The sequence below is a fragment of the Lentzea sp. HUAS TT2 genome (assembly GCF_051853195.1).
Classification (GTDB): domain Bacteria; phylum Actinomycetota; class Actinomycetes; order Mycobacteriales; family Pseudonocardiaceae; genus Lentzea.
The window spans coordinates 1,277,676-1,302,197 of the sequence record NZ_CP196667.1 but is presented as its reverse complement, the minus strand read 5'-3'; the positions used below and the strand labels follow the sequence as shown (position 1 = coordinate 1,302,197).

Below are 24,522 nucleotides of genomic sequence, written 5' to 3'. Positions count from 1 at the left end.
CCGGTTACGCGTGAAAAACACAGCCTCCGACTCCGCCGTGGAATGCGGGAAGGACCCAGTGCTCTCCAAGATCAGCGCGCTCGTCTGCGTGCTCGCCGTCAGCATCGTCGCGGGCGTCGCGCTCGGCCCCGTCTCCGTTCCGTTCGGCGTCACCGCCGAGCTGCTCTGGGAGGCGATCACCGGAGGCACGGTCCCCGCCGATCTCGCCGGGCAGTACCACATCGTCTGGGACATCCGGCTTCCTCGCGTGTTGCTGGCCGCGGTCGTCGGCGCTGGTCTGAGCGCGGTGGGCGTCGCCATTCAGGCGATGGTCCGCAACGCACTGGCCGACCCGTACGTGCTCGGCATCTCGTCGGGCGCGAGCGTGGGCGCGACGGCAGTGGCGACGCTCGGAGTGCTCTCCGGGCTCGGCGTCTACGCGTTGTCGGTGGGCGCGTTCCTGACCGGACTCGGCGCCACCGCCCTGGTCTACATCACCGCACGCACGAGCCGAGGGCTCACACCGTTGCGACTGGTGCTGACCGGGACGGCGCTCGCGTACGGGTTCTCCGCCGTGGCGATGCTGCTGGTGTTCCAGGCGCCGCGCGGTGAGGCGGCGCGGGCGGCGATGTTCTGGTTGCTCGGCAGCCTCGGCGGGGCGAACTGGCAGTCGCTGCCGGTCGCCGCCGTGGTGACCGCGGCCGGCATCGTCTACCTGGCGACCAAGGCGCGGCAGCTCAACGCGTTGGCGATGGGTGACGAGACCGCGACCACGCTCGGCATCGAGGTCAACCGGTTCCGCACGTATCTGTTCATCGTCACCGCGGCCATGACCGGTGTGCTGGTGGCGGTCAGCGGGGCGGTCGGGTTCGTCGGGCTGATGCTGCCGCACCTGACGCGCATGGTGGTCGGCGCGGACCACCGCAAGGTGCTGGCGCTCGCCCCCCTTGCCGGGGCGTCGTTCCTGGTCTGGGTCGACGTGGCCGCGCGGATGCTCGCGGCGCCGGAGGAACTGCCGCTCGGCGTCATCACGGCCGCGCTCGGCGTGCCGTGCTTCATCTTCCTGATGCGCCGCAGGTCCTACGTCTTCGGAGGCCGCTGATGCGCGTGGAGCTCACCGGCGTCACCGTCCGGAACATCATCTCCGACATCACCCTGCACGCCTCTGCCGAGGTCGTCGGCATCGTCGGTCCGAACGGCAGTGGCAAGTCGACGACGCTGCGCTGCGTGTACCGGGCGTTGAAGCCGGACGCGGGCACGGTCCTGCTCGACGGTGAGAACGTCCACAAGCGACACGGCGTCGCCCGACACCTCGCCGCGCTGACCCAGGAGTCGCAGGTCGAGTTCGACTTCACGGTCGCCGAGGTCGTGGAGATGGGCAGGCTCCCGCACGACCGCGATCCGGCCCGCGACTCCAGGGTGGTGGCCGAGGCACTGGCCACAGTGGACGTCGAGCATCTCGCGTCCCGCAGCTTCCTCAGCCTCTCCGGCGGCGAACGCCAGCGCGTGCTCATCGCGCGGGCCATCGCCCAGGAACCGCGCGTGCTCGTGCTGGACGAGCCGACGAACCACCTCGACATCCGCCACCAGCTCGAGGTCCTGGGGCTCGCACGGAGTTTGGGCGTCACGGTGCTGACCGTCCTGCACGACCTGAACCTCGCGGCGTCCTACTGCGACCGCCTGTACGTCCTGGACGAAGGCCGGATCGTGGCCTCCGGCACACCGGACGAGGTTCTCGTACCTGAACTGATCGCCAAGGTTTTCCACGTCACCGCACACGTCGTGCGCCACCCGACCACGGGAGTTCCCCAGCTCCTGTTCGACCAGGAGGTCACCCCTTGAGAACCGTCGTCCTCGCCGCTGTGCTGCTCGTCTCGGGCTGCGGCGCCACGGTCGCCCAGGACCCCTCCGCGTCCGACCCGGTGACCGTCACGAACTGCGGCCAGCAGGTCACGTTCGACCGGATCCCGTCCAAAGTGGTCACCAACGACACCGGCATCACCGAGCTGATGTTCGCGCTGGGGCTGAAGGACCGGATGGCGGGGTACGTGGTGTCCGGGGTCGACACCGTGGACGTGCGCACCTCGCCGTGGAAGGCCGACTTCGAGAGCGTGAAGCACCTGTCCGACAAGGTCTCCAAGGAGGTCGTGCAGGGCGCGAACGCGGATCTGGTCTTCGCCGGGTGGAACTACGGCTTCAGCGAGAGCACCGGGTTCACGCCGGACGCGTTGAAGGCGCTGGGGATCGGGACCTACCAGCTGACCGAGGCGTGCCGGAACGGGGTGGGCAAGCAGCGCGGCATCATGCCCGCGCTGGACGCGCTGTACACGGACCTACGTAACCTCGGGAAGATCTTCCGTGTCGAGGCCAAGGCCGAGGAGCTCGTGAAGGGCTACCAGGAGCAGATCGCCCGTGCCGGGAAGCTGATGGAGGGCAAGCCGCGGCCGAAGGTGTTCCTCTACGACAGCGGGCAGGACCAGCCGTTCACGTCCGGCAGGAACGCGGCGCCGCAGGACGTCATCTCGAAGGCCGGCGGCGACAACGTCTTCGGGGATCTGAACGACAGCTGGACCACGGTCAACTGGGAGACCGTCGTGCAGCGCGACCCGGAGGTCGTGCTGATCGTGGACTACGCGGACGGCGAGGCGAACACGCCGGAGCAGAAGCAGGCATTCCTGGAGGGCTTCGCCCCGCTGGCCAACTCGCCCGCGGTCAAGAACAAGCGGTTCTTCTCGCTGCCGTACGCGGCGCTGGTCGAGTCACCGCGCAACGCGGCGTCCATCGAGGCCTTCGCGAAGTTCCTGTCACAGGCGTGAACCCATGACCAGATAGTGGGAGATTTCCTCCCGTCGCTTGGTACGCCGTGCTGAGCTGTGGCAGCATCCCGGTCATGGCTCAGCACACCGCCATCATTATCGACGAGCGCGTCGGGTAATTGCCGCCCCTGGCACCCGACGCGCAGACCTCTCGCATCCGCGGGGGGTCTTTTTGTTTGCCCGGATGAGGAGATGACCCCGATGGCCGGCCCGACCGACGAGTTCCACGTCTACGACACGACGCTGCGCGATGGCGCACAACGTGAGGGCATTTCGTACTCCGTCACGGACAAGCTCGCGGTCGCGCGGCTGCTGGACGGGCTCGGCGTCGGGTTCATCGAGGGCGGCTGGCCCGGCGCTCTGCCCAAGGACACGGAGTTCTTCGCCCGTGCGGCGGCAGGGGACCTGGAACTCAAGCACGCCAAGCTGGTCGCGTTCGGGGCTACGCGCAAGGCCGGCGTCAAGGTCGAGGACGACCCGCAGGTCAGGGCACTGATCGACAGCCAGGCGCCGGTGGTGACGCTGGTGGCCAAGTCGGACCTCAGGCACATCGAACGCGCGCTGCGCACGGACGCCGGCGAGAACCTGAAGATGGTGCGCGACACCGTCCGGTTCCTGAAGGACCACGGAAGGCGCGTCTTCCTCGACGCCGAGCACTTCTTCGACGGGTACGCGTTCTCGCCGGACACGTCGTTGCGCGTGCTGGAGTCCGCTGTGGAGGGTGGCGCGGACGTTGTCGTGCTGTGCGACACCAACGGCGGGCAGCTGCCGCTGGGACTCGCCGAGACCGTCTCGGAGATCGTCGAGAAGACGGGTTTCCGAGTAGGAATCCACTGTCAGGACGACACGTCCTGCGCGGTGGCGAACACACTCGCGGCCGTTCAGGCGGGCGCGACGCACGTTCAGTGCACCGCCAACGGTTATGGCGAGCGAGCAGGCAATGCGGACCTGTTCGCCGTCGTGGGAAACCTCGTGACCAAGCTCGGCATGGAGGTGCTCCCGATCGGAGCGCTGGCCGAGCTCACCCGTGTCTCCCATGCGTTGGCCGAGATCGCGAACATCGCACCCGACACCCACCAGGCTTATGTCGGGTCGTCAGCATTCGCTCACAAGGCGGGTCTGCACGCGAGCGCGATCAAGGTGGATCCGGAGCTGTACAACCACATCGATCCGGACACCGTCGGCAACGACATGCGGGTGCTGGTCACCGAGATGGCCGGTCGGGCGAGCATCGAACTCAAGGGACGTGAGTTCGGGCTCGACCTGGCCGGCCGGGGGACCGAGGTCGGCAGCGCGTTGAAGCGCGTCAAGGAACTGGAGGCGAAGGGCTGGTCGTTCGAGGCCGCCGACGCCTCGATGGAGATCCTGCTGCGCACCGAGCTGTCCGAACTGGACACTCCTCCGTTCACGCTGGAGTCCTACCGGGTCGTGCTGGATCACCGGTCGGACGGCGAGATCGTGTCCGAGGCCACGGTCAAGGTGCACGTGGCGGGGGAGCGGGTCATCGCGACCGCCGAGGGCATCGGTCCTGTGCACGCCCTGGACGCGGCCTTGCGGAAGGCGTTGCTGCCGCACCTGTCCTGGTTGGACACAGTGGAGCTGGCCGACTACAAGGTGCGCATCCTGACGGAGCATCCCGGTACGGATGCTGTGACGCGCGTCCTGGTGCAGTCCACCGACGGCGAACGTGAGTGGACGACCGTAGGGGTGCACGGGAACATCGTCGAGGCTTCCTGGCTGGCGCTCTGTGACGCGCTAGTGCACAAGTCCATGAGAAGTGGATGACCTCGTAAACTGGGTTTGTGCGCATCGCCCGAATTGCTCATCCTGCTGGCGTGGCCTTCGTCGCCGTCCAAGGCGACGAAGCCGCGGAAATCGCCGAACACCCCTTCGGCACGCCCACGTTCACCGGCCGCAAGTGGCCGTTGGCCGATGTGAGGCTGCTCGCCCCCATCCTGCCGACAAAGATCATTGGTGTGGGCCGGAACTACGCGGACCACGCCAAGGAGCTCGGCAACGAGGTCCCCGCGGAGCCGTTGCTGTTCTTCAAGCCCAACACGTCGGTGGTCGGCCCGAACGTGGAGATCAAGCTCCCCGCCGTGTCCGAGCGCGTCGACTTCGAGGGCGAGCTCGCCGTCATCATCGGCCAGCCGTGCCGCGACGTGCCGAAGGCCAAGGCCGCCGGTGTGATCATGGGTTACACCATCGCCAACGACGTCACTGCGCGCGACCTGCAGAAGAAGGACGTGCAGTTCACGCGCGCCAAGGGTTTTGACACGTTCTGCCCGTTGGGTCCGTTCATCGAGACCGAGTTCGACCCGTCCGACGTCCGCGTGGTCACCGAGGTCGACGGGGAAGTCAAACAGGACGGCCGTACTTCGTTGATGGTGCACGACATTCCGTCTCTCATCGAATACGTCTCCGGCATCATGACGCTGCTGCCGGGCGACCTGATCCTGACCGGTACGCCGGCCGGTGTCGGGCCGATGAGGGCCGGACAGACGGTCTCCGTGACTGTGGACGGCCTCGGCACGCTCACCAATCCGGTCGCAAATAGGTAGCCGTACGGAGCAATCCGACGTCCGGCAGGTTACGCATCCGGGTACCCACGAGTAACTTCCCGGTGTCATGACGGACCTGGCGTCCACCCGTGTTCTGCTGGTCGACGGATCGCAGCTCATCACCGAAGGGCTGCGGCTTTCGCTGCATCGCACGCATTGCTTCCGCGTTGTGGGCATCGCCCACACCGTGGCCGAGGCTGCGCGCAGCCTGCGCGGCACTCTGGTGGACCTCGTCGTCACGGACTTCGACGTGCCGGGCGCCGGACCGCTGCGGACCGTGCGGGACACGGCGCAGTACCGGCCGAGCGCCCGCGTCGTCGTCCTGTCCAATGCGGACAGTCCGAGCTGGGCCCGCGCGGCGCTGGACGCCGGGGCGGTGGCCTACCTGCTCAAGACCTCGCCCGTGGCCGAGCTGCTGCCGTTGATCGCGGCCGCGGTGCGGGGTGCTCCGGCCACGATCGACGCGCGGGTGGGTTCGCTGGCCCGCTTACCAGCGCGGATGCCACCGCCCGCGTCGCTCGGCCAGCTGTCGGCGCGTGAGTTCGACGTGCTGGCCGAGATGGCGAAGGGGATGGACAACGCCCGGATCGCCCAGCGGCTCTTCATCAGCAACGACACCGTGAAGACCCACGTGAAGGCGATCCTGCGCAAGCTGGGCGCCCGTGACCGCGCCCACGCCGTGGCGATGGTGCTCGGCGAGAGCTCCGAGGCGTTCGTCACGACCTAGCGATGGTCTGCGGTGCCCTGCGCGCGAAGTCCGGCGCGTGCTCGGGACGCGGGCCGATCGCGACCATGTAGGCCGGCACCGCCTGCAGGAACGGCAGCCTCTGCGCGACCTTGAGCATGAACGGCGTGCCCGTGCTCGAGACCGTCGCCGTGCTGTTGAGCTTGCGGCCGAGGAACAGCCGGTGGACGACCCGCTGCATGGTCTGGATCACCAGCGTCGGGAACAGCCTGCGCCTGCGCACCTTCGCGAGCGCCGCGCCGGTGACCCGTCCTTCCCGCAACGGCTTCGCGAGCAGCGTGGCCGTGGCCACCGCGTCCTGCACGGCGAGGTTGATACCCACGCCGCCGACGGGCGACATCGCGTGCGCCGCGTCACCGATGCACAGCAGCCCGTCGACGTGCCAGTGCCGCAACCGGTCCAGCTTCACGTCGAGCAGCTTCACGTCGTCGATGCTCTCGACGTGGTCCACGCGGTCCGCGAGCCACGGCACGAGCGTGCTCACGCGGTCCCGGAACTTCTCGACACCCTCGGCGCGCACCTGCCGGTCCGTCCCCTTGCGGATCAAGAAGGCGCACTGGAAGTACTCCCCGCGTGGAATGAGAACGAGACCGCTGCCGGCGCTGAACCGGCCGGCGCCGCCCAGGACCGGGTCGCTCTCCTTGCGGGGCAAGCGGAACCACCACACGTCCATCGGCACACCGAAGCTGTAGACGGGCAGCTCCACGGCCGCGCGCAGGATCGAGCTCCGGCCGTCCGCGGCGACGACGAGGTCCGCGGCGATCTCGCCCTCGTGCCCGTCGACGCGGTCCCGGTACTTCACACCGGTGACCTTGTTGCCGCTCTTGGTGATCCCGGTGACCTCGGTGTTCATCCGCAGCGTGAACGACGGCTCGAGCTTGCCCGCGTCCGCGAGCAGGTCCAGGAAGTCCCACTGCGGCACCATCGCGATGTGCTTGTGGGCGCCGGGAAGCCTGTTGAGGTCGGCGATCGTCGCCTTGCGGCCGCCGTCGAGCAGCGACTCGATCTTGTCCACCAGCTGGTGCGGCACCTGCTCGAACGCCGGACCGAGCCCCAGTTCGTCCAGCAGCGTGAGCGTGGACGCGTGCACCGTGTCGCCGCGGAAGTCGCGCAGGAAGTCGCCGTGCTTCTCCAGCACCGTGACCTCGACGCCGCCGCGTGCCAGGAGCAGCCCCAGCACCATCCCGGCAGGCCCGCCGCCGACGACGAGACAGGTTGTCCTCTCCATGTCGATCCCCTCTTTTCAACCTGTGTTGAATAAATCCAGCATGCTCGTGATCGCGATGTGCGTCAAGCCAGGTTCCGAGTGGCGTGGCTCTCGTTCGGATCCGTCCAGTGTGGACGGTCTGGCGGGCCAGGCCTCGAAAAGGTTGCGGCTGGTGCGAAATCCCGTTGCGCGGTCTAAGGTGTCGCGCTCGCGGAACGGCCCGTTCGGGCAAAGATCGTTGCACCGCCGAATAACACTCGACCGGGTGATTGCATTTGGCGGTCGGAGGAGTCGAACTGGTTCGTTCGGGTCCTCAAGTTCCCCTTGATCGTGCAAGGACCTATAGGAATCACCTCGTTAGCCGAATCGGACGAGGCCCCCGCGCACCTAACCTTCCGGGGTGACAACTGCGTCCCCGACTTTCACGCGTAAGAGAACCGGCGAGATCCGCGCTGTGTGCCTGGACGTCGACGACACACTTGTCGACTACAGCACTTCTTCGCGAGCCGCGCTGGCATCGATGGTCGGTAACGCCGACGCCTGGTCGTTGTGGCAGCGAATCACCGACGACCACGTCTCCCGCCAGCTCGCCGGCGAGCTCCAGTACGAGCAGATGCGCAACATCCGCACGCAGGCCTTCTTCGCCGCACTCGGCGAGGAGCTCACCCTGGGGGAAGCGACCCGCCGCGAACTGGGCCGCCAGGAGGTCCTCTCCGCGGGCTGGTGCCTGTTCCCGGACGCGATCCCGATGCTCGACTGGCTGCGCGCGACAGGCCTCCCGATCGCCGCGATCAGCAACGCGTCGGGCCGCCACCAGCGCGTGAAGATCGCGCAGCTCGGCCTCTCCGAGTACTTCGACACGGTCCTGATCGCCGGCGAGGTCGGCTGCGCCAAGCCGGACCGCGTGATCTTCCACACCGCGTGCCTCGCCCTGGGCGTACCTCCCGGCGACACCGTCCACGTGGGAGACCGCCTGCACGCCGACGCCATCGGCGCCCGCGACGCCGGAATGCACGGGGTCTGGATCAACCGCATCGGCCCGACCGGCGGCACACTGCCCGCGGGCCTGTCGTCCATCACGACCCTCGCGGAACTGCCGGAGCTCCTCGTGTGCGAGCTCTCCACCGCCAGCGCCTGAGAAGCCCTCCGAGACCGGCCCTCACCTGCGCATATGCGTTCAGGTGGGGGCCGATTTCACTTCTGGTGGGGACGTGGTCTAGTATTTCTCACGGCAGCAACGAGGACCTCGGAACTCCTGCGGGACAACGAAGTCGATCGTCAAAGCCAATGGGGTATGGTGTAATTGGCAGCACGACTGATTCTGGTTCAGTTAGTCTAGGTTCGAGTCCTGGTACCCCAGCTGCTGTGGAAGAACTGCCCTCGGGTAAGCTTTCGGAGCCGCTGAGAATGCAAGATCTCAGTAAGAGTCAGGCAAGACCAGCAGTAAAAGAACTGAATAGCCGGATTTGAACCGGACAGAATAATCTGATACGGTTCACTCCAGCAAGAAGTTCTAGGGCCCCGTCGTCTAGCGGCCTAGGACGCCGCCCTCTCAAGGCGGTAGCGAGGGTTCGAATCCCTTCGGGGCTACAGAGGTGTCAGAGGCCTGTCTGCGGAGTGCGCAGACAGGCCTCTTTCGCATGTGTCCTCTGGGGGCCGAGCCCCCAGACCCCCAGCCGGCGGGCTCCGCCCCCGGACCCCTGGCGCGGGTGTTATCCCATCGGGCGCGGTTTGCGCTTCGCTTCGCTCGCCGGTGGGTGTGGGGCTTGGCTTCGCTTCGCTCGCCAATTGTTGTGGGTGATGGTGGTCACCTGATGAATGTGATTGTTGGGGGCCTGCGTTCCGCGGCCATCGTTGCCTGGGGTGTCCTGCCTTTCATCCTGGTGTGGCCGTTCCTTGGCGCCTTTGTGGTCCGCGGTGCGTGAGGCCTGTGTTTCCTGTCGCCTCTCTCATCGCCGCTCGGCCATCCGTAACCGCTCATCCACATCCACTCATCGCTGTTCTGCCCATCCCATCCCAGTTCTGTCCCACCCGCCTTGCCTGCCCACGCCCTGTCTCGCCGGCGCGCCCCCGCCGTATCCCTGCCCCCGTCCCGCTCAGCCGCCCGCCCACTCGTAACCCGTCCATCCGCGATGCCGTCGTGTTGGCCCTCACACTTGGCGTCTCGCTCCTGTGGTGCCCGTGTTCGGTGTCTCATCGGTGTCTTTCGCGCCCACTTCCTCTGTGGGCTCGTCGGTCACCTGTTGAGACGGAAGGTGCGTGTCGGGCTTGTTGGGGCGGCGTGTCGGAGGGGAAAAGCAAACGGCCGCCCTCCGGGTGGAGGGCGGCCGTTTGGGGACGGTTGGTGCTTTAGAGGCGGCTTTGCAGCGCTTCGGCTGCCGCCAGTAGGTCTGCTGCCCAGCGGGCGCCGGGGCGGCGGCCCATTCGGTCAATCGGGCCTGAGACCGAGACCGCGGCCACCACGGCGCCGGAGGAGTCCCTTACCGGGGCTGAGACTGAGGCCACGCCTGGTTCTCGTTCTGCGACGCTCTGGGCCCAGCCTCGGCGGCGGACTTCGAGGAGGGTGCGTTCGCCGTAGACGGCGTCGGCTAGAACGGCTCGTTGGGTGCCTGGGTCTGACCATGCGGCCAGGACCTTGGCGCCTGAGCCCGCTGTCATGGGGAGCCTGGCGCCGATGGGGACCGTGTCGCGCAGGCCCGACGGGGGTTCGGCCGAGGAGACGCAGACTCGTTGCATGCCGTCGCGGCGGTAGAGCTGCACGCTTTCGCCTGTGATGTCGCGCAGGCGTGGCAGTACTGAGGAAGCCGCGTCCAGCAACGGGTCTGTCGCGCCGCCCGCCAGTTCGGCCAGAGCCGCGCCTGGACGCCAGCGGCCGTCGGAGCCCCGGCGCAGCAACCGGTGTACCTCGAGGCCTACGGCCAGGCGGTGTGCGGTCGCTCGCGGGAGGCCTGTGCGGTTGCACAACTCGGCCAGGCCACAAGGATCTTTTGCTACGGCGTTCAACACGGCCACTGCCTTGTCCAGCACGCCGATCCCGCTATGCTGTCCCACAAGCCGATACTAACTTCCCAGACAGTGAGAAGTCCAGATCTGTCGGCGCGTCCATAATGTGGGAGATGTCGCGATGAGCCGCACGCTCGCGGAGAAGGTGTGGGAGGCACACGTTGTGCGCCACGGAAGTGGTGCGGAGCCGGACCTGCTTTACATCGACCTCCATCTGCTGCACGAAGTCACCAGCCCCCAGGCGTTCGACGGCCTGCGCCTCGCTAACCGCAAGCTGCGCAGGGCCGATCTCACGATCGCCACCGAGGATCACAACGTTCCGACCGTCGACATCGACAAGCCGATCGCGGATCTGGTGTCGCGCACGCAGGTTGAGACACTCCGGCGCAACTGCGCGGAGTTCGGGGTGCGGCTGCACCCGATGGGGGACTTCGAGCAGGGCATCGTCCACGTGGTCGGCCCGCAGCTCGGTCTCACGCAGCCGGGCATGACGGTGGTGTGCGGCGACAGTCACACGAGCACCCACGGTGCCTTCGGTGCGCTGGCGTTCGGCATCGGCACGTCCGAGGTCGAGCATGTGATGGCGACGCAGACGTTGCCGTTGCGTCCGTTCAAGACGATGGCCATCAACGTCAACGGGCCGCTCGGCGAAGGCGTCACGGCGAAGGACATCATCCTCGCCGTCATCGCGAAGATCGGAACCGGTGGCGGACAGGGTTATGTGCTCGAGTACCGCGGCGACGCCATCGAGGCGCTGTCGATGGAAGCGCGCATGACGGTCTGCAACATGTCGATCGAGGCGGGCGCGCGCGCCGGCATGATCGCACCGGACGCCACGACTTTCGACTACATCTTCGGCCGCCCGCACGCACCGTCCGGCGCGGACTGGGACGCTGCGGTCGAATACTGGAAGACGCTGCGCACCGACGACGACGCGACGTTCGACGCCGAGGTGAACATCGACGCGGCGGAGCTCACCCCGTTCGTCACGTGGGGCACGAACCCGGGCCAGGGTCTGCCGCTGAGCGCGAACATCCCGGACCCCGAGAAGATCGCGGACGAGAACGAGCGCGTGGCCGCCGAGAAGGCGCTGACGTACATGGGCCTCGAGGCCGGCACGCCGCTGCGCGACATCCGCGTGGACACGGTGTTCCTCGGCTCCTGCACCAACGGGCGCATCGAGGACCTGCGCGCGGCGGCGGACGTCATCAAGGGGAAGCACGTCGCTTCAGGAGTACGGATGCTGGTCGTCCCCGGTTCGATGCGGGTGCGCAAGCAGGCGGAGGACGAGGGCCTGGACAAGGTCTTCCTCGACGCGGGCGCCGAGTGGCGGCAGGCCGGCTGCTCGATGTGCCTTGGCATGAACCCGGATCAGCTCGCGCCGGGTGAGCGCAGCGCGTCGACCTCGAACCGCAACTTCGAGGGAAGGCAGGGCAAGGGCGGCAGGACGCACCTCGTCTCCCCGCTCGTCGCCGCCGCCACGGCCGTGCGCGGCACCCTGTCGGCCCCCGCAGACCTGGAGAACTGACCATGGATGCCTTCACCACCCACACGGGCGTCGGTGTGCCGCTGCGCAGGTCCAACGTGGACACCGACCAGATCATCCCGGCCGTCTACCTCAAGCGCGTGACCCGCACCGGGTTCGAGGACGGGCTCTTCGCCGCCTGGCGTTCCGACGAGCACTTCATCCTCAACCAGGAGCCCTTCAAGGCGGGCAGCGTCCTCGTTGCGGGCCCTGACTTCGGCACCGGGTCCTCTCGGGAACACGCCGTCTGGGCGTTGATGGACTACGGGTTCCGCGTCGTCATCTCGTCCCGGTTCGCGGACATCTTCCGGGGTAACTCCGGCAAGCAGGGTCTCGTGGCGGCGCAGTGCAGCCAGTCCGATGTCGAGCTCCTGTGGAAGTTGCTGGAGTCGGAACCCGGCACGGCGGTCACGGTGGACCTCACCGACAAGACCGTTCGCGCCAAGGACTTGGTTGCCCCGTTCGAGATCGACGACTACACCCGCTGGCGCCTTCTCGAAGGGCTCGACGACATCGCTTTGACGCTGCGCCACGAGCCCGAGATCAGCGCATTCGAGGGCAATCGCCAGACTTGGCTGCCCACAACGGATCCGCTTCCGGCGGTCTGAGAGGGGGCCGGATTCTCCCCTCCAGAGGGGCGAATCCGGCGCCTCCTGTCCCTCGAAGGGGCGCAATTAGCCACGCCACAACGAAAAATCTGGCGTGGCGATTGGTATTTCTCGCGTTTTGGGCCTACCGTTGCGTTCTAGTCGGCCCGTCTCTTAGGGCCGTGAGCGTCCTGGGAGGGACTGACGGTGAATAAGGCCCAGCTCATCGAGGCGCTCGCCGAGCGCCTTGGAGACAAGAAGACCGCCGGCGCTGCTGTTGACGGCCTCGTGGACGTGATCGTCCGCAGCGTCAACAAGGGCGAGAAGGTCAACATCACGGGCTTCGGCGTCTTCGAGAAGCGCGCCCGTGCGGCTCGCACCGCGCGCAACCCGCGTACGGGCGAGACCGTGAAGGTCAAGAAGACCAACGTGCCCGCGTTCCGCCCCGGCTCGACGTTCAAGGACGTCATCAGCGGTGCGAAGAAGCTGCCGAAGGCCGTTGCCGCCAAGGCTGCCGCGAAGCCCGCCGCCGCCGTTGCCGCGAAGCCCGCGGCCACCAAGGCTCCGGCGACCAAGGCCGCGACGACCCGCGCGACGACCACGACGCGCACCCGCACGGCCGCGGCCGCCACCAAGGCGCCCGCGACCCGTCGCACCACGACGGCCGCAGCGAAGCCTGCTGCTGCCACCAAGGCGCCTGCGAAGGCGACCGCCACCAAGGCCGCTGCCAAGCCGGCTGCTGCTGCGAAGGCCCCTGCGGCCCGCAAGCCCGCTGCCGCCAAGACGACGGCTGCGGCCAAGCCCGCTGCGAAGACCGCGGCTGCGAAGCCGGCTGCTCGCAAGACGGCTGCCAAGAAGAAGTGAGACGGGCCTCCTGAGGGAGGCTGCGTCACTTCAGGAACCACGCGGAAGGCCCCGGTGTGCGCACACCGGGGCCTTCCGCGTGCCTGGGGAACCTCCTGGCGCGCCAGGGGAAGCAGTGCGGGCCCCCGGAAGGTCGTTGGGGCACAGGGAAAGCCTCTGACCTGCTGGAATTCCGATCGGGGCACGTTCGGCGGGCGCCTTTCCCGGTCGAAAACCGGTGTCCCGCAGGGAATGCGGGAACCGTAATTCCGAGGTGTCGTCGAACGCCGGCCGCCCTCTGTGCGTACCTCATCCAGAGGGCTCGGGAAACGCCGTGCCCGCCAATACAAATAACGCCGGCACGCCTGGGAAGGCCCCCGGCACAAGCGAAACCGCCGCCTTCCCACCCGACTTGGTTGCCACAGGCGAACTTTGTCGGAGCAGGAGGACGGCGGTTGAAAACGTCTGCAAACGGCCTTACGGGCGTGGCAGCGCCGAGGCCAGGTAGTGCGCCGAGACCAGGGTCGGCCAGCTCGAAGGCGAGTCCGAAGTGGACCACGTGCCGAACGGCCTGGTGAAGGCCAGCACCCACGTGCTGCCCTTCTTGCAGGGGATCTCGTCGAGGCGCAGCCCGCCCATCTCGGCCAGCGACTGCACGACGGCCGGGATGACACCGCCCTGCGAGGAGACGACGGCCCTGCCTTCGAGGGCGGCGACCTCCAGCAGACGCACGAGACCGGCGTCCGGATCGGGCCAGTAGCCCTCCTCGGACAGGCGCACCTCCTCGACCATCTCCACGTCCAGGTCCTCGGCCACGGCCCGCACGGTGTCCGCACAACGCACTCTGGGCGCCGTGTGGACGCGCACCGGTGCCCACAGGGGCAACAACGTCCGCAGTGCCGCTGCCTGGCGCCAGCCCGCGTCGGAAAGCGGGCGGAGGTCGTCGTCGCCATTCCACTCGGAGCGCTTGCCGGCCTTCGCGTGCCGCACCAGCACCACGAGCAACAGGTCCGCCGGCAGGCGTGCGAATTCCGCCAGCACGTCCCGGTCCGGTCCGTAGGTCAGCAACTCCGACGCCTCGGCGATCGGCAGCCAGCGCAGCGAATCGACCTCTTCATTCGGAACGAACGAACCCGAAACGGCCTGCGCGGCGTAGTAGTCGACGGTCTTCGGCACGCCCTTCACCGAATAGGACACCTGGCGCAGATGGCGGCCGAGGACGCAGGAGAAGCCCGTCTCCTCCTCGATCTCCCGGACCGCGCAGGCGGGAATCGTCTCCCCGTGGTCGAGTTTGCCTTTCGGCAGGGACCAGTCGTCATAACGCTGACGGTGCACGACCGCGACTTCGACGTTTCCGTCCGCGTCGCGCCAGAGCACCGCCCCAGCAGCTTTGATCACCCAAGAGCTCCGTGCCTGTGCAGAAGTTCCATCTGGTGGTCCCGCACGGACGAGCCGTCCGAAGGCGAGGCCTCCCATTCTCCGTCAGAACGCAGGACCCAGCAGCGCGTGTGCGCGTCGAGCGCGGACTCGAACATGTCGCCCAGCTGCTTGGTCAGGCGCGGGTCGGCCACGCGCAGCGCGACCTCGACGCGGCGGTCCAGGTTGCGGTGCATCATGTCCGCGCTGCCGATCCAGTACTCGTCGCAGGCGACGAAGTGGAAGACGCGCGAGTGCTCCAGGAACCGGCCCAGGATCGACCGCACCCGGATGTTCTCCGACAGTCCCTTGATGCCCGGCTTCAGGCCGCAGATGCCGCGCACGACCACGTCGACGGGCACGCCGGCCTGGGACGCCCGGTACAGCGCGTCGATGACCTGCTCGTCCACGAGCGAGTTCACCTTGATGCGCACGCCTGAGGGCTCACCGGCCTGCGCGCGCTCGATCTCCATGTTGATCCGGTCGACGATTCCCTTGCGGACGCCGTAGGGCGCGACGAGCAGCGAGCGGTACTCGTCCTGGCGCGCGTAGCCGGTCAGCACGTTGAAGAGGTCGGTGAGGTCCGCGCCGATCGTCGGCTCGGCGGTCAGGATGCCGACGTCCTCGTACAGCCGCGCGGTCTTCGGGTTGTAGTTGCCGGTGCCGATGTGGCAGTAGCGGCGGATCGTCGAGCCTTCCTGGCGCACGACCAACGACGTCTTGCAGTGCGTCTTGAGGCCTACCAGGCCGTAGACGACGTGCACGCCCGCCTTCTCCAGCGCCCGCGCCCACTTGATGTTCGCCTGCTCGTCGAAGCGCGCCTTCAGCTCGACCAGCGCCACGACCTGCTTGCCCGCCTCGGCCGCGTCGATCAGCGCGTCCACGATGGGCGAGTCGCCCGAGGTGCGGTACAGCGTCTGCTTGATGGCGAGCACGTGCGGGTCGGCCGCGGCCTGCTCGATGAAGCGCTGCACGGACGTGGAGAACGAGTCGTACGGGTGGTGCACGAGGACGTCGCCCTCGCGCAGCGTCGCGAAAACGCTCTTCGGAGTCTCACGTTCCCCGAACGCCGGGTGCGTCGCCGGCACGAACGCCGGGTCCTTCAACGTCTTGCGGTCGATGCCGTAGAGCTGCCACAGGCACGACAGGTCGAGCAGGCCGGGCACGGTCACGACGTCGTGCGGGTCGACCTCCATCTCCCGCAACAACAGTTCGAGCATGTGCTCGGTCATGTCGTCGGCGACCTCCAGGCGCACCGGCGGACCGAACCGGCGCCGCGCGAGCTCGCGTTCCAGCGCCTGCAACAGGTCCTCGTCGCGGTCCTCCTCGACCTCGAGGTCCGCGTTGCGCGTCACGCGGAACGCGTGGCACTCGATGACCTCCATGCCGGTGAACAGCTCGCCCAGGTGCGCGGCGATGAGTTCCTCCAGCGGCAGGAAGGTCGCGGAAGAAGACGACCGGTCCCCTTCCACCCGCACGAGGCGCGGCACGTTGTCCGGCACCTTCACGCGGGCGAACCGCTCACCGCCGCCCTCGGGATCGCGCACGGTCACCGCGAGGTTCAGCGACAGTCCCGAGATGTAGGGGAACGGGTGCGCCGGGTCGACCGCGAGCGGCGTCAGCACCGGGAACACCTGCTCGCTGAAGTAGTTGGAGAGCCTCAGCCGGTCGTAGTCCGTGAGGTCGCCCCACGTCACGATGCTGATCCGGTGCTCTTCCAGACCGGGCCGGATGTGGTCGAGGAACGCGCGGGCGTGCTGCTCCACGAGTTCCTGTGAGCGCTTGGAGATCGACACGAGCTGTTCCTGCGGCGTGAGCCCGTCCGCGCTGCGCACCGAGAGACCGGTCTCCGCGCGCCGCTTCAGCCCAGCGACCCGGACCATGTAGAACTCGTCCAGGTTCGAGGCGAAGATCGCGAGGAACTTCGCGCGCTCCAGCAACGGCTGCGAGGAGTCCTCGGCCAGTGCGAGCACGCGGGCGTTGAAGTCCAACCAGGACAGTTCACGGTTGAAGTACCGGTCGTCCGGCAGGTCGGTCGGTATCGCGCTGGACGTCACCGCGGGCGGTGCGGAAGGCACGCCGCGCAACGGGGCGGCAGCCGTGGGGCCGCGTTCGACCTTGGCCCGGGTGGTCGAAACTCGCCGGGTCGCCGCGCGCGGCTGCTTGCGCGGGGTCGCCGCTTCCGCTTTCGCACGCGGGGTGCGGCGTCGGGAGGGGGTCGCCTTACCGTCGTTGTCGTCCTTGCTCACGTCACGCATTGTGGCGCACTATCGCTCGAAGCGCCCCTAACCAGGACGTCCGTTCGGTGAACTCCTCGTCACAGAACAGGCATGCGAAGAGCGCTGATGGCTCCGTCGGGGCTACGTTCGAGGGTCACCCGCTGCCCCGGACGCAGCATTCGCCAGCCACCCGCCGTGACCGCCTCGGCACTCACGTCGACGAGAACGCCGTCATCACGCAGAACGACGGCAGAGCCGTCGCTGTTAAAAGTAGACACGGTCGCCTGCACGGACCAGAACCCTAGACGTTCGTCGGTACTGGCCTGCTTCGGCGCGCTGCCAGGGTCGATCCGTGAAGGTTATTGCCACGATCACCGCGGCGACCCTGTTGGCCTTCACCACGGCAGGACTGGCTTCGGCTGCCTCAGCCGAACCCAGGACTCCGAAGGTGGACAAACCACGACTGCAGGCGGCGGCCAAGAACGTCCGCCTGAAGGCCTCACTCCCCGGCACCGAACGGGCCATCTCGATCGCGTTCGCCCAGTACGGCAAGCGCGACGTGGCGTTCGTCAGCATGGAGACCGGGCTCAAGACGTTCGACGTCACCGACCTCGACCGGCCCAAGCTCCTCGACCACCTCACCAAGGAGGAGATGGCGCTGCCGGGCGACGACCCGACGAAGCGCTTCTGGGAGAACGAGGACATCAACGTCGACCCCAAGCGCAAGCTGGCGTTCCTGGCACGCGAGGTCAACTCGTTCGGGCGCGCGCTGCCCGGCGACCGCCCTACCGGCAACTACATCGTGTCCGCTGTGGACCCCGCCGACCTCAAGATCCTCAGCTTTCACCGGCAGAACACCGGTCACACCAGCACCTGCGTCAACGACTGCCAGTTCCTCTGGACGGCGGGGCTCGACCGGTCGGACGCCAAGACCGGGCGGATCTTCGTGACCGACATCCGCGATCCGAAGACCCCGAAGGAACTCCCGGTCTCCGTCGACGTCCGCGGCAAGTCGGGCGAAGGGAAGATCACGCACGACGTGCAGGTCGACGCCCAGGGCATCGCGTGGGTGGCGGGTGACGACGGCACCCGCGGCTACTACACGCAGGGCTGGCACCGGGACCCGTTGAGCGGCAAGTACCGCGAGGCGAAGGCGTGGGATCCGGTCGCGTACGCGGGTGGCACCGTGCCGAAGGCGGACATGCCGACCTCGTTCACGCACAACTCGTTCCGCCCGATCGGCCGCACGCTCGACGACGGGCCGCGGCCCACGCGCGAGAACCCGCCTGGCTCGTTGCTGCTGCACACCGAGGAGGCGTTCGGCTCGCCCACCTGCAAGACCGAGGGCCGGTTCGTCATCTCCTCGCTGCAGGGCACGCACAACGGCGAGGGCTGGGGCGAGACCCCGAAGGAGATGAGGACGGTCGGGATCTGGAGCCCGGACGACCAGGAGGGCACGATCCCCGGCGACGTCACGTGTTCCGCGCACTACTTCGACGTGCGGAAGAGGATCGTGGCGTACTCCTGGTACAACCAGGGCACCCGGTTCCTCGACATCTCCAACCCCGCCAAGCCCATCCAGATCGGGTACTGGCGGCCGGACACCGCGACGTCGTGGGCGCCGTACTGGCACCGCGACACGGTGTTCGTGGCGGACATCTCGCGCGGCGTCGAGATCCTGCAGCTGGAGAAGGGCGCCTACGACGCGCAGGCGAGCGGCACTCCCGTGACGCTCACCGCGCACCACGCCAGGGAACTGGCCAGGGAGAGCGACCGGGAACCCGTGCCGCTCGCCCCGAACCCGTTCTACGGCTGGGCCTGCCCGATGGTCGCCAACCGCGACGACTCTGCCGACTGCGGTGCGGGAGCCTGCGGCGCGCCCTGCTGAGCGGCCACACCTGCCCTGACTTCCGCCTTCGCGCGCTGGCGGGTGATCACGCGCCGGCCGAGGTTGATCATCGGGATCTCCACGGTCGCGTAGAGAACACTCGCCAGCGCCAACCCCAGTGCCGTGACCGCTGCGGACTGGCCGAGACCGGACAAGGAGGGCCAGAAGAACCAGAGGATCGTCGCGGCGATCGTCTGCACCAGATAAAGGGAGTACGACCGCTCGCCGACGAACTGCATCGGCTTCGTGGACAGGAAGGTCGTGGCCGGTCCCGGCGCGACCATCGCGGTCAGCAGCACCGCCGTCGCGAGCGCGTACACCGGGATGACCAGCACGTGACCAGGGATTCCGTTGATCCCGTCGAGGAAACCGGCGATCGGCTTCACGCTCAGGTGCACGCCGACGAATCCAACGGCGACGATCACCTGCGCGGCCCGGCTCGTGAGCGGGCGCAGCAGGGCGAACCCGCGCGGGCTGTGCAGCGCGATCGCGAGCAGCACGCCGGTCAGGATCGAGAAGTAGTGCAGCGGCCAGCCGGGGTTGCTGTGCGACGCCGTGAAGTTCACGACCACGAGCGCGAGCAGCATGCCGAGGGCCGCCGCACCGGCGCGGCGGCGCAGCACGACGGTGCCCAGCGCGATCGCGACCAGTGGCCAGACCAGGTAGAACTTCTGCTCGATGCCCAGCGACCAGGACTGCCCGTACGGGCTGGCGCCGGCGAACTCGTTGGTGAACGTGAGGAAGTACTTGAGCGCGGGACCGATCCCGTTGCTGACGAACGTGCCGTAGAACGCGGAGGCCACGACCGTCACGAGCAGGATCACGAAGTAGACCGGGAGGATCCGGAACGCCCGCCGCAGGTAGAACTCGCTGAGCGAGATCTCACCGGTCCTGCGCTCCTCGCGCAGCATCAGCGTGGTGATCAGGAACCCGCTGAGGACGAAGAACATCTGGACCCCGGCCCAGCCCTGGAGCCAGTCGGGGCCGCCGTAGTGGAAGAAGACGACGAGCACGGCGGCGATGGCGCGCAGGCCGTCGAGAGCGGGAAAGCGGCGCAACGCCAGGTAGTCGGCGTGCGTCAGGGAACTCATGCAGTAACACCTCAGGGCAACGCGTCGGGGAACGACGTCGGGGGATACGTCGTTTGCAGCAGGGGATACGGATGTAAAGGTGCCGGGGTTCCCCGTTGCGTTGCCTGAACCAACACTTTCGTGTCGTTCGTCACGAACTTCAGCACCGCCGCAACGGGGAGAGCTCCGAGAGCGGCGCGGTGGCCGCGACGCGCCATCCTTGCTGCGTAAGCACTCCGCCGTGGACTTCCAGCCAGTACGCGCCGTCGGTCGTCCGCAGGGTCGCGCCGCTGCGCATGTCCGTGACGTGGGACGACCCGGAGACCCACGACACGAAGTCCCCGCTGACCCGTGGGAACAGGATGCCCTCGCTCCTCGGCGTGAGCTCGATCCCGGCCAGGTCACGGGGTTCCGGCCAGCCGTCGCGCCACCCGCGCAGCGTGTCGCCCTGCGTCCACACCACCGTGCGGCCGTCCGATGCCACGCTGGGGCCGGGGGTCGCGTTCGCCAGCTGTTCCGGCAGCGCTCCCTCACCGCGGAACTTCCCGTCCTGCTGCCAGATGACCGCGTCGCCGAAGAACACGGGAGTCTTGCCTTGGCCGACGATCCTGTCCTTCTTCTTGGCCAGATCGTAGAAGTGCACGCCCGCACGGTCCGACCAGGCGGCTTTGCCGTTGTGCACCACGGCGCCGTAGCCGCCGATCTCGGTGGGTGCGCCGTCGTTGCGCGAGTCCCACGCGTAGGTCGTGGTGGTGAGGTTCGCCGGGTTCGGCGTGGTGGAGAACGTCACCCAGCGGCCGTCGAACTCGACGCCGAACACCTGCCCGTCGTTCTGCATCGCGACCACCTGCTGGCGTTTGCCGTGGTCGCGCAGCACGAGTTCGGTGGTCCTGTTGCGCGTGGTCTTCACCAGCGTCGTGCCGCCGTCCACGTCCGCCGCGACGACGGTGACCTTCTCGTGCGAGCCCACCTCTGTCGTCGTGCGCGACAGCAGGTCCTTCCAGTCCTGGGGCAGGTCCACCCCGCACGTGCTGAGGTTGTTCTCCGCCCTGTAGTCGGGTGGACGGTCGATCGGATAGGCGGCCACACAGCCTGCGAGCGCAGTGACGCCCGCCAGCGCGATGAGCGCTCGCATCAGTCTCCCCAAGTCGTGATCACCCGGGAAGACGCGCGACGACTGCTCAGGTTGTCCAGGCGGGCAAGGCGTTCGCGGTGCGCGGTCCGAGCCCGAGCGCCTGCGCGAGCCGCAGATCCTCTTCCGTGTCCACGTCACAGCGCAGCGACGGCCACGGCCCGATGAGAGCGACCGCACCGGAGACGCGGTGGTGCCCGGCAGATCCGACGCCGAACCTCGGGTCGAGCTCGCCGCCGGGTGCCGCGAGGAGCAGTGTCGTGCCGGTGCCCTGACGGTCCGGGACGAACGCTCGGAGGCCGGCCGAGGCCTCGAGTGCGGCCTGCAACTCGTCCGGCCGCAGTGCCGGCAGGTCCGCCTGGAGCGCGCCGATCCGGGACGACCTGAGCGTGCGCGCACCGTGCCTCAACGCCGCGTTGAGGCCGGGCTCGGCGGGCTCCGGTAGCGACTCGACACCGAGAGCGGCCATTTCGGACGCGACGGCAGGATCCGATGTGATCGTGACCACTCGGCGGACTCCGGGGGTGGCGATCGCGGCGCTCACCGTGTCGAGGGCGAGCGCGAGCGCCAGCGCCGCGTGTGAGACCGGATCTCCGCCGGTCGCGCTGGTCAGCCTGGTCTTGGCCCTGTCCAGGGTCTTGACCGGGACCACTAGGTCAACTTCATCCCGCACCTCGCCATAGTCCACGATTTGCCGACTACTGTGCTCTCGGGCGCAGATCTACGCAGGTTAGGAGAGGCCTCGTGGCCAAAAGGGAGAAGGGCGGCTTTTGGGTCGGGGTCGCTGCCGCGATCGTCTACCCGATGTCGTTCGTGCTGGGCAGGCACCGCACGGTGCACGGTGAGCGCATCCCGCGCGAAGGTGCCGCACTGCTTGTCATGAACCACATCTCGCACCTCGACCCGTGCTACGACGCCATGTTCGTGCACAAGCACTACCGGGTGCCGCGCTTCCTCGGGAAGCACAGCCTGTGGAACGTGCCGATCATGGGCGCGATCCTGAAGGGCGCGGAGCAGATCCCCGTCTACCGGGGAACGGCGGACGCGCAGCAGAGCCTGCGCGCGGCGCACGAGGCGCTGGCGGACGGCAAGCTCGTGGTGATCTACCCGGAGGGGACGATCACCAAGGACCCCGACGGCTGGCCCGCGAACTCCCGCACGGGCGTCGCCCGGCTCGCGCTGCAGCACGACGGCCCGGTCATCCCCGTCGCCCGCTGGGGCACTCTCGACCTCTACAACCACTACCAGAAGAAGTTCCGGCCGTTCCCGCGCAAGACGATCACGCACTTCGTCGGCGAGCCGGTCGACCTCTCCGCCTACCGCGGCCGCGAGGAGACGCTCCCGATGCTGCGCGAGGTCACGGACCTGCTGATGGGCGAGGTCAAGAGCCTCCTGGCCGAGGTGCGGCAGGAGCCGGCCCCCGAGGGCTTCTACGGACCGAGGAAGGCCTGACCATGGCGATCGAACGCGTTGCGGTGCTCGGCGCCGGCTCGTGGGGAACTACCTTCGCGAAGGTCATCGCGGACTCCGGTCCCGAGGTCGTGCTGTGGGCGCGGCGTCAGGAGATCGCCTCCGAGATCACCGAGACCCGCGTGAACTCCGGCTACCTGCCCGGCATCTCGTTGCCGGGCAACCTCGCGGCCACCTCCGACCCGGCGAAGGCGCTGGACGGGGCGGACGCGGTGGTGCTCGCGGTGCCGTCGCAGACACTGCGGGTGAACCTCTCGGCGTGGAAGGAGCTGCTGCCGCCGGACGCGACTTTGGTGTCGCTGTCCAAGGGCGTCGAGCTCGGCACGCTGAAGCGGATGAGCGAGGTGATCCGCGAGGTCGCCGGCGTCGACGAGTCGCAGGTGGCCGTGGTGTCCGGGCCGAACCTGGCCAAGGAGATCGCCGTCGGGCAGCCGACCGCGACCGTCATCGCCTGCACGGACCACGACCGCGCGGTCGACCTGCAGCAGGCGTGCTCGAACTCGTACTTCCGCCCGTACACCAACACCGACGTGGTCGGCTGCGAGCTGGGCGGGGCGTGCAAGAACGTCATCGCGCTGGCGTGCGGCATGGCGGCGGGCATGGGCTACGGCGACAACACGATGGCGTCGATCATCACCCGCGGCCTGGCCGAGACCGCACGGCTGGGCGCGGCGCTGGGCGCCGACCCGCTGACGTTCGCGGGCCTCGCCGGACTGGGCGACCTGGTGGCGACGTGCGCGTCGCCGTTGTCGCGCAACCGGTCCTTCGGCGAACGGCTCGGGCGCGGCGAGACCCTCGCGCAGGCGCAGGAGGCCGCGCACGGACAGGTCGCCGAGGGTGTGAAGTCCTGCTCGTCGATCCGCGAGCTCGCGGCGGCGCACGGCGTCGACATGCCGATCACCGAGGGCGTCCACCAGGTCTGCCACGACGGGCTGAGCGTGCGGGACCTCGGTGCCGCGCTGCTGGGCCGCGACCGCAAGCACGAACGCCAGTGACCCCGGAGTTCGGTGACGGCACGAGGGTCGTCCACTCCGTCTCGGGCGAGCCGGGGGACCCGTTCGGCGCGCAGCCGGTGTTCGCGTCGGCGTACCACCTGGGCGGTGAGGACTTCTACGGCCGCGCGGGCAACCCGACCTGGCGTGCCCTCGAAACCGCGCTGGGGTCGTTGGAAGGTGGCGAGTGCGTCGTCTTCCCGTCCGGCATGGCGGCCATCTCGACGTTGCTGCGGACGGTTCTGTCCACTGGGGACACTCTGGTCGTCCCGTCGGACGGCTACTTCCTGACCCGCAGGTTCGTGTCCGAAATGGACGTGAACGTGGTCGAGGTGCCGACCGCGGGGCCGTACCCGTCCTTCGAGGGCGTCCGGCTGGTGCTGCTGGAGACGCCGTCGAACCCCGGTCTGGACGTCTGCGACATCGTGGAGCTGGCCGCGCGGGCGCACTCCGTGGGCGCGTTGCTGGCCGTGGACAACACGACCGCGACACCGTTGGGTCAGCGGCCGCTGGAGCTGGGTGCGGACGTCGTGGTGGCCTCGGACACCAAGGCCGTTGCCGGGCACAGCGATGTCCTTTTCGGACACGTGACGCTGGCGTCGGCCGAGCTGGCGGCGAAGGTGCGGGACGCGCGGACGTTGAACGGCGCGATCCCCGGGCCGTTCGAGACGTGGCTCGCGTTGCGCGGCCTGGGAACGCTGGACCTGCGGCTCGCGCGGCAGGCGGAGAACGCGGCAGCGATCCACGCGTTGCTGAAGGGTCGCGTGGCGAACCTGCGCTGGCCCGGAGCGTCGGACGACCCCTCGTACCTCGTGGCGGCTCGGCAGATGCGGCGGTTCAACGGCGTGCTGACGTTCGAGCTCCCGGACGTGGCCGCCGTGGAGGAGTTCCTGTCGCGCTCGCGGCTGGTGTCGGCGGCGACGTCGTTCGGCGGCCTGCACTCGACCGCGGACCGGCGGGCCCAGTTCGGCGACCCGGTGCCGGAAGGCCTGGTGCGCTTCTCGGCCGGCTGTGAGGACACTCGCGATCTGGTCGCGGACGTGTCCCAAGCCTTGGGACTGGATTGACG

At 68.3% G+C, this 24,522-nt stretch carries 22 protein-coding genes and 2 tRNA genes; 16 read left to right on the top strand and 8 right to left on the bottom strand.

Annotation, left to right across the window (positions count from 1 at the left end):
* The first annotated feature begins 37 nt into the window (after positions 1-37).
* The 6 genes from ACSHWB_RS06525 to ACSHWB_RS06500 all read left to right on the top strand — a co-directional run bounded on the left by ACSHWB_RS06525 (position 38) and on the right by ACSHWB_RS06500 (position 6,083).
* Positions 38-1,081, top strand: a complete 1,044-nt coding sequence (locus ACSHWB_RS06525; protein WP_439664535.1) for a FecCD family ABC transporter permease — start codon at positions 38-40, stop codon at positions 1,079-1,081.
* Positions 1,081-1,821, top strand: a complete 741-nt coding sequence (locus ACSHWB_RS06520; protein ID WP_439661173.1) for an ABC transporter ATP-binding protein — start codon at positions 1,081-1,083, stop codon at positions 1,819-1,821. Before ACSHWB_RS06525 ends, ACSHWB_RS06520 begins: the two co-directional genes overlap by 1 nt.
* Entirely contained in the window at positions 1,818-2,795 is a 978-nt protein-coding gene (locus tag ACSHWB_RS06515; RefSeq protein ID WP_439661172.1) for an ABC transporter substrate-binding protein, read from the top strand. Before ACSHWB_RS06520 ends, ACSHWB_RS06515 begins: the two co-directional genes overlap by 4 nt.
* Positions 2,796-2,996: 201 nt before the next feature.
* Positions 2,997-4,580: a citramalate synthase gene (gene cimA, locus ACSHWB_RS06510; RefSeq protein WP_439661171.1), complete on the top strand. Its 1,584-nt coding sequence runs from the start codon at positions 2,997-2,999 to the stop codon at positions 4,578-4,580.
* 17 nt (positions 4,581-4,597) lie between these two features.
* Positions 4,598-5,356: a fumarylacetoacetate hydrolase family protein gene (locus ACSHWB_RS06505; protein ID WP_439661170.1), complete on the top strand. Its 759-nt coding sequence runs from the start codon at positions 4,598-4,600 to the stop codon at positions 5,354-5,356.
* 67 nt (positions 5,357-5,423) lie between these two features.
* On the top strand, positions 5,424-6,083 hold the full coding sequence (locus ACSHWB_RS06500) for a LuxR C-terminal-related transcriptional regulator (protein WP_439661169.1): 660 nt from the start codon (positions 5,424-5,426) through the stop codon (positions 6,081-6,083).
* Here the strand turns inward: ACSHWB_RS06500 and ACSHWB_RS06495 are convergent.
* Complete coding sequence (locus ACSHWB_RS06495) at positions 6,073-7,329, bottom strand: FAD-dependent oxidoreductase (protein ID WP_439661168.1); 1,257 nt, start codon at positions 7,327-7,329, stop codon at positions 6,073-6,075. The two genes, ACSHWB_RS06500 and ACSHWB_RS06495, sit on opposite strands and share 11 nt — an antisense overlap.
* 379 nt (positions 7,330-7,708) lie before the next feature.
* Between ACSHWB_RS06495 and ACSHWB_RS06490 the strand changes: the two genes are divergently transcribed.
* The 3 genes from ACSHWB_RS06490 (at position 7,709) to ACSHWB_RS06480 (ending at position 8,898) form a co-directional block, all read left to right on the top strand.
* On the top strand, positions 7,709-8,446 hold the full coding sequence (locus tag ACSHWB_RS06490) for an HAD family hydrolase (RefSeq protein ID WP_439661167.1): 738 nt from the start codon (positions 7,709-7,711) through the stop codon (positions 8,444-8,446).
* 150 nt (positions 8,447-8,596) lie between these two features.
* A tRNA-Gln gene (locus ACSHWB_RS06485) sits at positions 8,597-8,668 on the top strand.
* Between the two features lie 157 nt (positions 8,669-8,825).
* A tRNA-Glu gene (locus ACSHWB_RS06480) sits at positions 8,826-8,898 on the top strand.
* Positions 8,899-9,657: 759 nt separating this feature from the next.
* Here ACSHWB_RS06480 and ACSHWB_RS06475 read toward each other — a convergent pair.
* Positions 9,658-10,359, bottom strand: a complete 702-nt coding sequence (locus ACSHWB_RS06475; RefSeq protein WP_053736944.1) for an IclR family transcriptional regulator — start codon at positions 10,357-10,359, stop codon at positions 9,658-9,660.
* A 73-nt stretch (positions 10,360-10,432) separates the two neighbouring features.
* On the opposite strand from ACSHWB_RS06475, the gene leuC reads away from it, so the two are divergent.
* The 3 genes from leuC to ACSHWB_RS06460 all read left to right on the top strand — a co-directional run bounded on the left by leuC (position 10,433) and on the right by ACSHWB_RS06460 (position 13,287).
* Positions 10,433-11,839 carry a 3-isopropylmalate dehydratase large subunit gene (leuC, locus tag ACSHWB_RS06470; RefSeq protein ID WP_439661166.1) on the top strand — a complete coding sequence of 469 codons (1,407 nt, stop codon included), beginning with the start codon at positions 10,433-10,435 and terminating at the stop codon, positions 11,837-11,839.
* Between the two features lie 2 nt (positions 11,840-11,841).
* Entirely contained in the window at positions 11,842-12,444 is a 603-nt protein-coding gene (gene leuD, locus ACSHWB_RS06465; protein WP_439661165.1) for a 3-isopropylmalate dehydratase small subunit, read from the top strand.
* A gap of 186 nt (positions 12,445-12,630) precedes the next feature.
* Positions 12,631-13,287, top strand: a complete 657-nt coding sequence (locus ACSHWB_RS06460; RefSeq protein WP_439661164.1) for an HU family DNA-binding protein — start codon at positions 12,631-12,633, stop codon at positions 13,285-13,287.
* 456 nt (positions 13,288-13,743) lie between these two features.
* Here the strand turns inward: ACSHWB_RS06460 and ACSHWB_RS06455 are convergent, their stop codons facing one another.
* From ACSHWB_RS06455 to ACSHWB_RS06445, 3 genes are read right to left on the bottom strand one after another with little or no spacing between them, the layout of a single operon-like run.
* Positions 13,744-14,661 (bottom strand): NUDIX hydrolase, encoded by a 918-nt coding sequence (locus ACSHWB_RS06455; RefSeq protein ID WP_439664534.1) that lies wholly within the window; start codon positions 14,659-14,661, stop codon positions 13,744-13,746.
* Entirely contained in the window at positions 14,661-16,940 is a 2,280-nt protein-coding gene (locus ACSHWB_RS06450; RefSeq protein ID WP_439661163.1) for an RNA degradosome polyphosphate kinase, read from the bottom strand. Before ACSHWB_RS06450 ends, ACSHWB_RS06455 begins: the two co-directional genes overlap by 1 nt.
* A 59-nt stretch (positions 16,941-16,999) precedes the next feature.
* Positions 17,000-17,191 (bottom strand): hypothetical protein, encoded by a 192-nt coding sequence (locus ACSHWB_RS06445; RefSeq protein ID WP_439661162.1) that lies wholly within the window; start codon positions 17,189-17,191, stop codon positions 17,000-17,002.
* A 158-nt stretch (positions 17,192-17,349) separates the two neighbouring features.
* Here ACSHWB_RS06445 and ACSHWB_RS06440 point away from each other — a divergent pair, with 158 nt between their 5' ends.
* On the top strand, positions 17,350-18,789 hold the full coding sequence (locus tag ACSHWB_RS06440) for a hypothetical protein (RefSeq protein ID WP_439661161.1): 1,440 nt from the start codon (positions 17,350-17,352) through the stop codon (positions 18,787-18,789).
* Here the strand turns inward: ACSHWB_RS06440 and ACSHWB_RS06435 are convergent.
* From ACSHWB_RS06435 to cofC, 3 genes are all read right to left on the bottom strand, one after another.
* Positions 18,708-19,880 (bottom strand): acyltransferase family protein, encoded by a 1,173-nt coding sequence (locus ACSHWB_RS06435; RefSeq protein ID WP_439661160.1) that lies wholly within the window; start codon positions 19,878-19,880, stop codon positions 18,708-18,710. The genes ACSHWB_RS06440 and ACSHWB_RS06435 overlap by 82 nt on opposite strands.
* 139 nt (positions 19,881-20,019) lie before the next feature.
* Positions 20,020-20,994 carry a hypothetical protein gene (locus tag ACSHWB_RS06430; protein WP_439661159.1) on the bottom strand — a complete coding sequence of 325 codons (975 nt, stop codon included), beginning with the start codon at positions 20,992-20,994 and terminating at the stop codon, positions 20,020-20,022.
* Between the two features lie 46 nt (positions 20,995-21,040).
* Complete coding sequence (cofC, locus tag ACSHWB_RS06425; RefSeq protein ID WP_439661158.1) at positions 21,041-21,664, bottom strand: 2-phospho-L-lactate guanylyltransferase; 624 nt, start codon at positions 21,662-21,664, stop codon at positions 21,041-21,043.
* 71 nt (positions 21,665-21,735) lie between these two features.
* On the opposite strand from cofC, the gene ACSHWB_RS06420 reads away from it, so the two are divergent.
* The 3 genes from ACSHWB_RS06420 to ACSHWB_RS06410 are packed head-to-tail and all read left to right on the top strand — an operon-like array spanning position 21,736 to position 24,520.
* Positions 21,736-22,443: a lysophospholipid acyltransferase family protein gene (locus ACSHWB_RS06420; protein ID WP_439661157.1), complete on the top strand. Its 708-nt coding sequence runs from the start codon at positions 21,736-21,738 to the stop codon at positions 22,441-22,443.
* Positions 22,444-22,445: 2 nt separating this feature from the next.
* Complete coding sequence (locus ACSHWB_RS06415) at positions 22,446-23,456, top strand: NAD(P)H-dependent glycerol-3-phosphate dehydrogenase (protein WP_439661156.1); 1,011 nt, start codon at positions 22,446-22,448, stop codon at positions 23,454-23,456.
* A complete protein-coding gene (locus ACSHWB_RS06410; RefSeq protein ID WP_439661155.1) occupies positions 23,453-24,520 on the top strand; it encodes a cystathionine gamma-lyase in 1,068 nt (355 codons plus the stop codon). Before ACSHWB_RS06415 ends, ACSHWB_RS06410 begins: the two co-directional genes overlap by 4 nt.
* Positions 24,521-24,522 lie beyond the last annotated feature (2 nt).

Bases quoted from the DNA above. Each gene is read 5' to 3' on its own strand.
- ACSHWB_RS06520 (WP_439661173.1), top strand. From the start codon at position 1,081: ATGCGCGTGGAGCTCACCGGCGTCACCGTCCGGAACATCATCTCCGAC.
- cimA (WP_439661171.1), top strand. From the start codon at position 2,997: ATGGCCGGCCCGACCGACGAGTTCCACGTCTACGACACGACGCTGCGC.
- ACSHWB_RS06500 (WP_439661169.1), top strand. From the start codon at position 5,424: ATGACGGACCTGGCGTCCACCCGTGTTCTGCTGGTCGACGGATCGCAG.
- ACSHWB_RS06495 (WP_439661168.1), bottom strand. From the start codon at position 7,329: ATGGAGAGGACAACCTGTCTCGTCGTCGGCGGCGGGCCTGCCGGGATG.
- leuC (WP_439661166.1), top strand. From the start codon at position 10,433: ATGAGCCGCACGCTCGCGGAGAAGGTGTGGGAGGCACACGTTGTGCGC.
- leuD (WP_439661165.1), top strand. From the start codon at position 11,842: ATGGATGCCTTCACCACCCACACGGGCGTCGGTGTGCCGCTGCGCAGG.
- ACSHWB_RS06450 (WP_439661163.1), bottom strand. From the start codon at position 16,940: ATGCGTGACGTGAGCAAGGACGACAACGACGGTAAGGCGACCCCCTCC.
- ACSHWB_RS06435 (WP_439661160.1), bottom strand. From the start codon at position 19,880: ATGAGTTCCCTGACGCACGCCGACTACCTGGCGTTGCGCCGCTTTCCC.
- ACSHWB_RS06430 (WP_439661159.1), bottom strand. From the start codon at position 20,994: ATGCGAGCGCTCATCGCGCTGGCGGGCGTCACTGCGCTCGCAGGCTGT.
- ACSHWB_RS06415 (WP_439661156.1), top strand. From the start codon at position 22,446: ATGGCGATCGAACGCGTTGCGGTGCTCGGCGCCGGCTCGTGGGGAACT.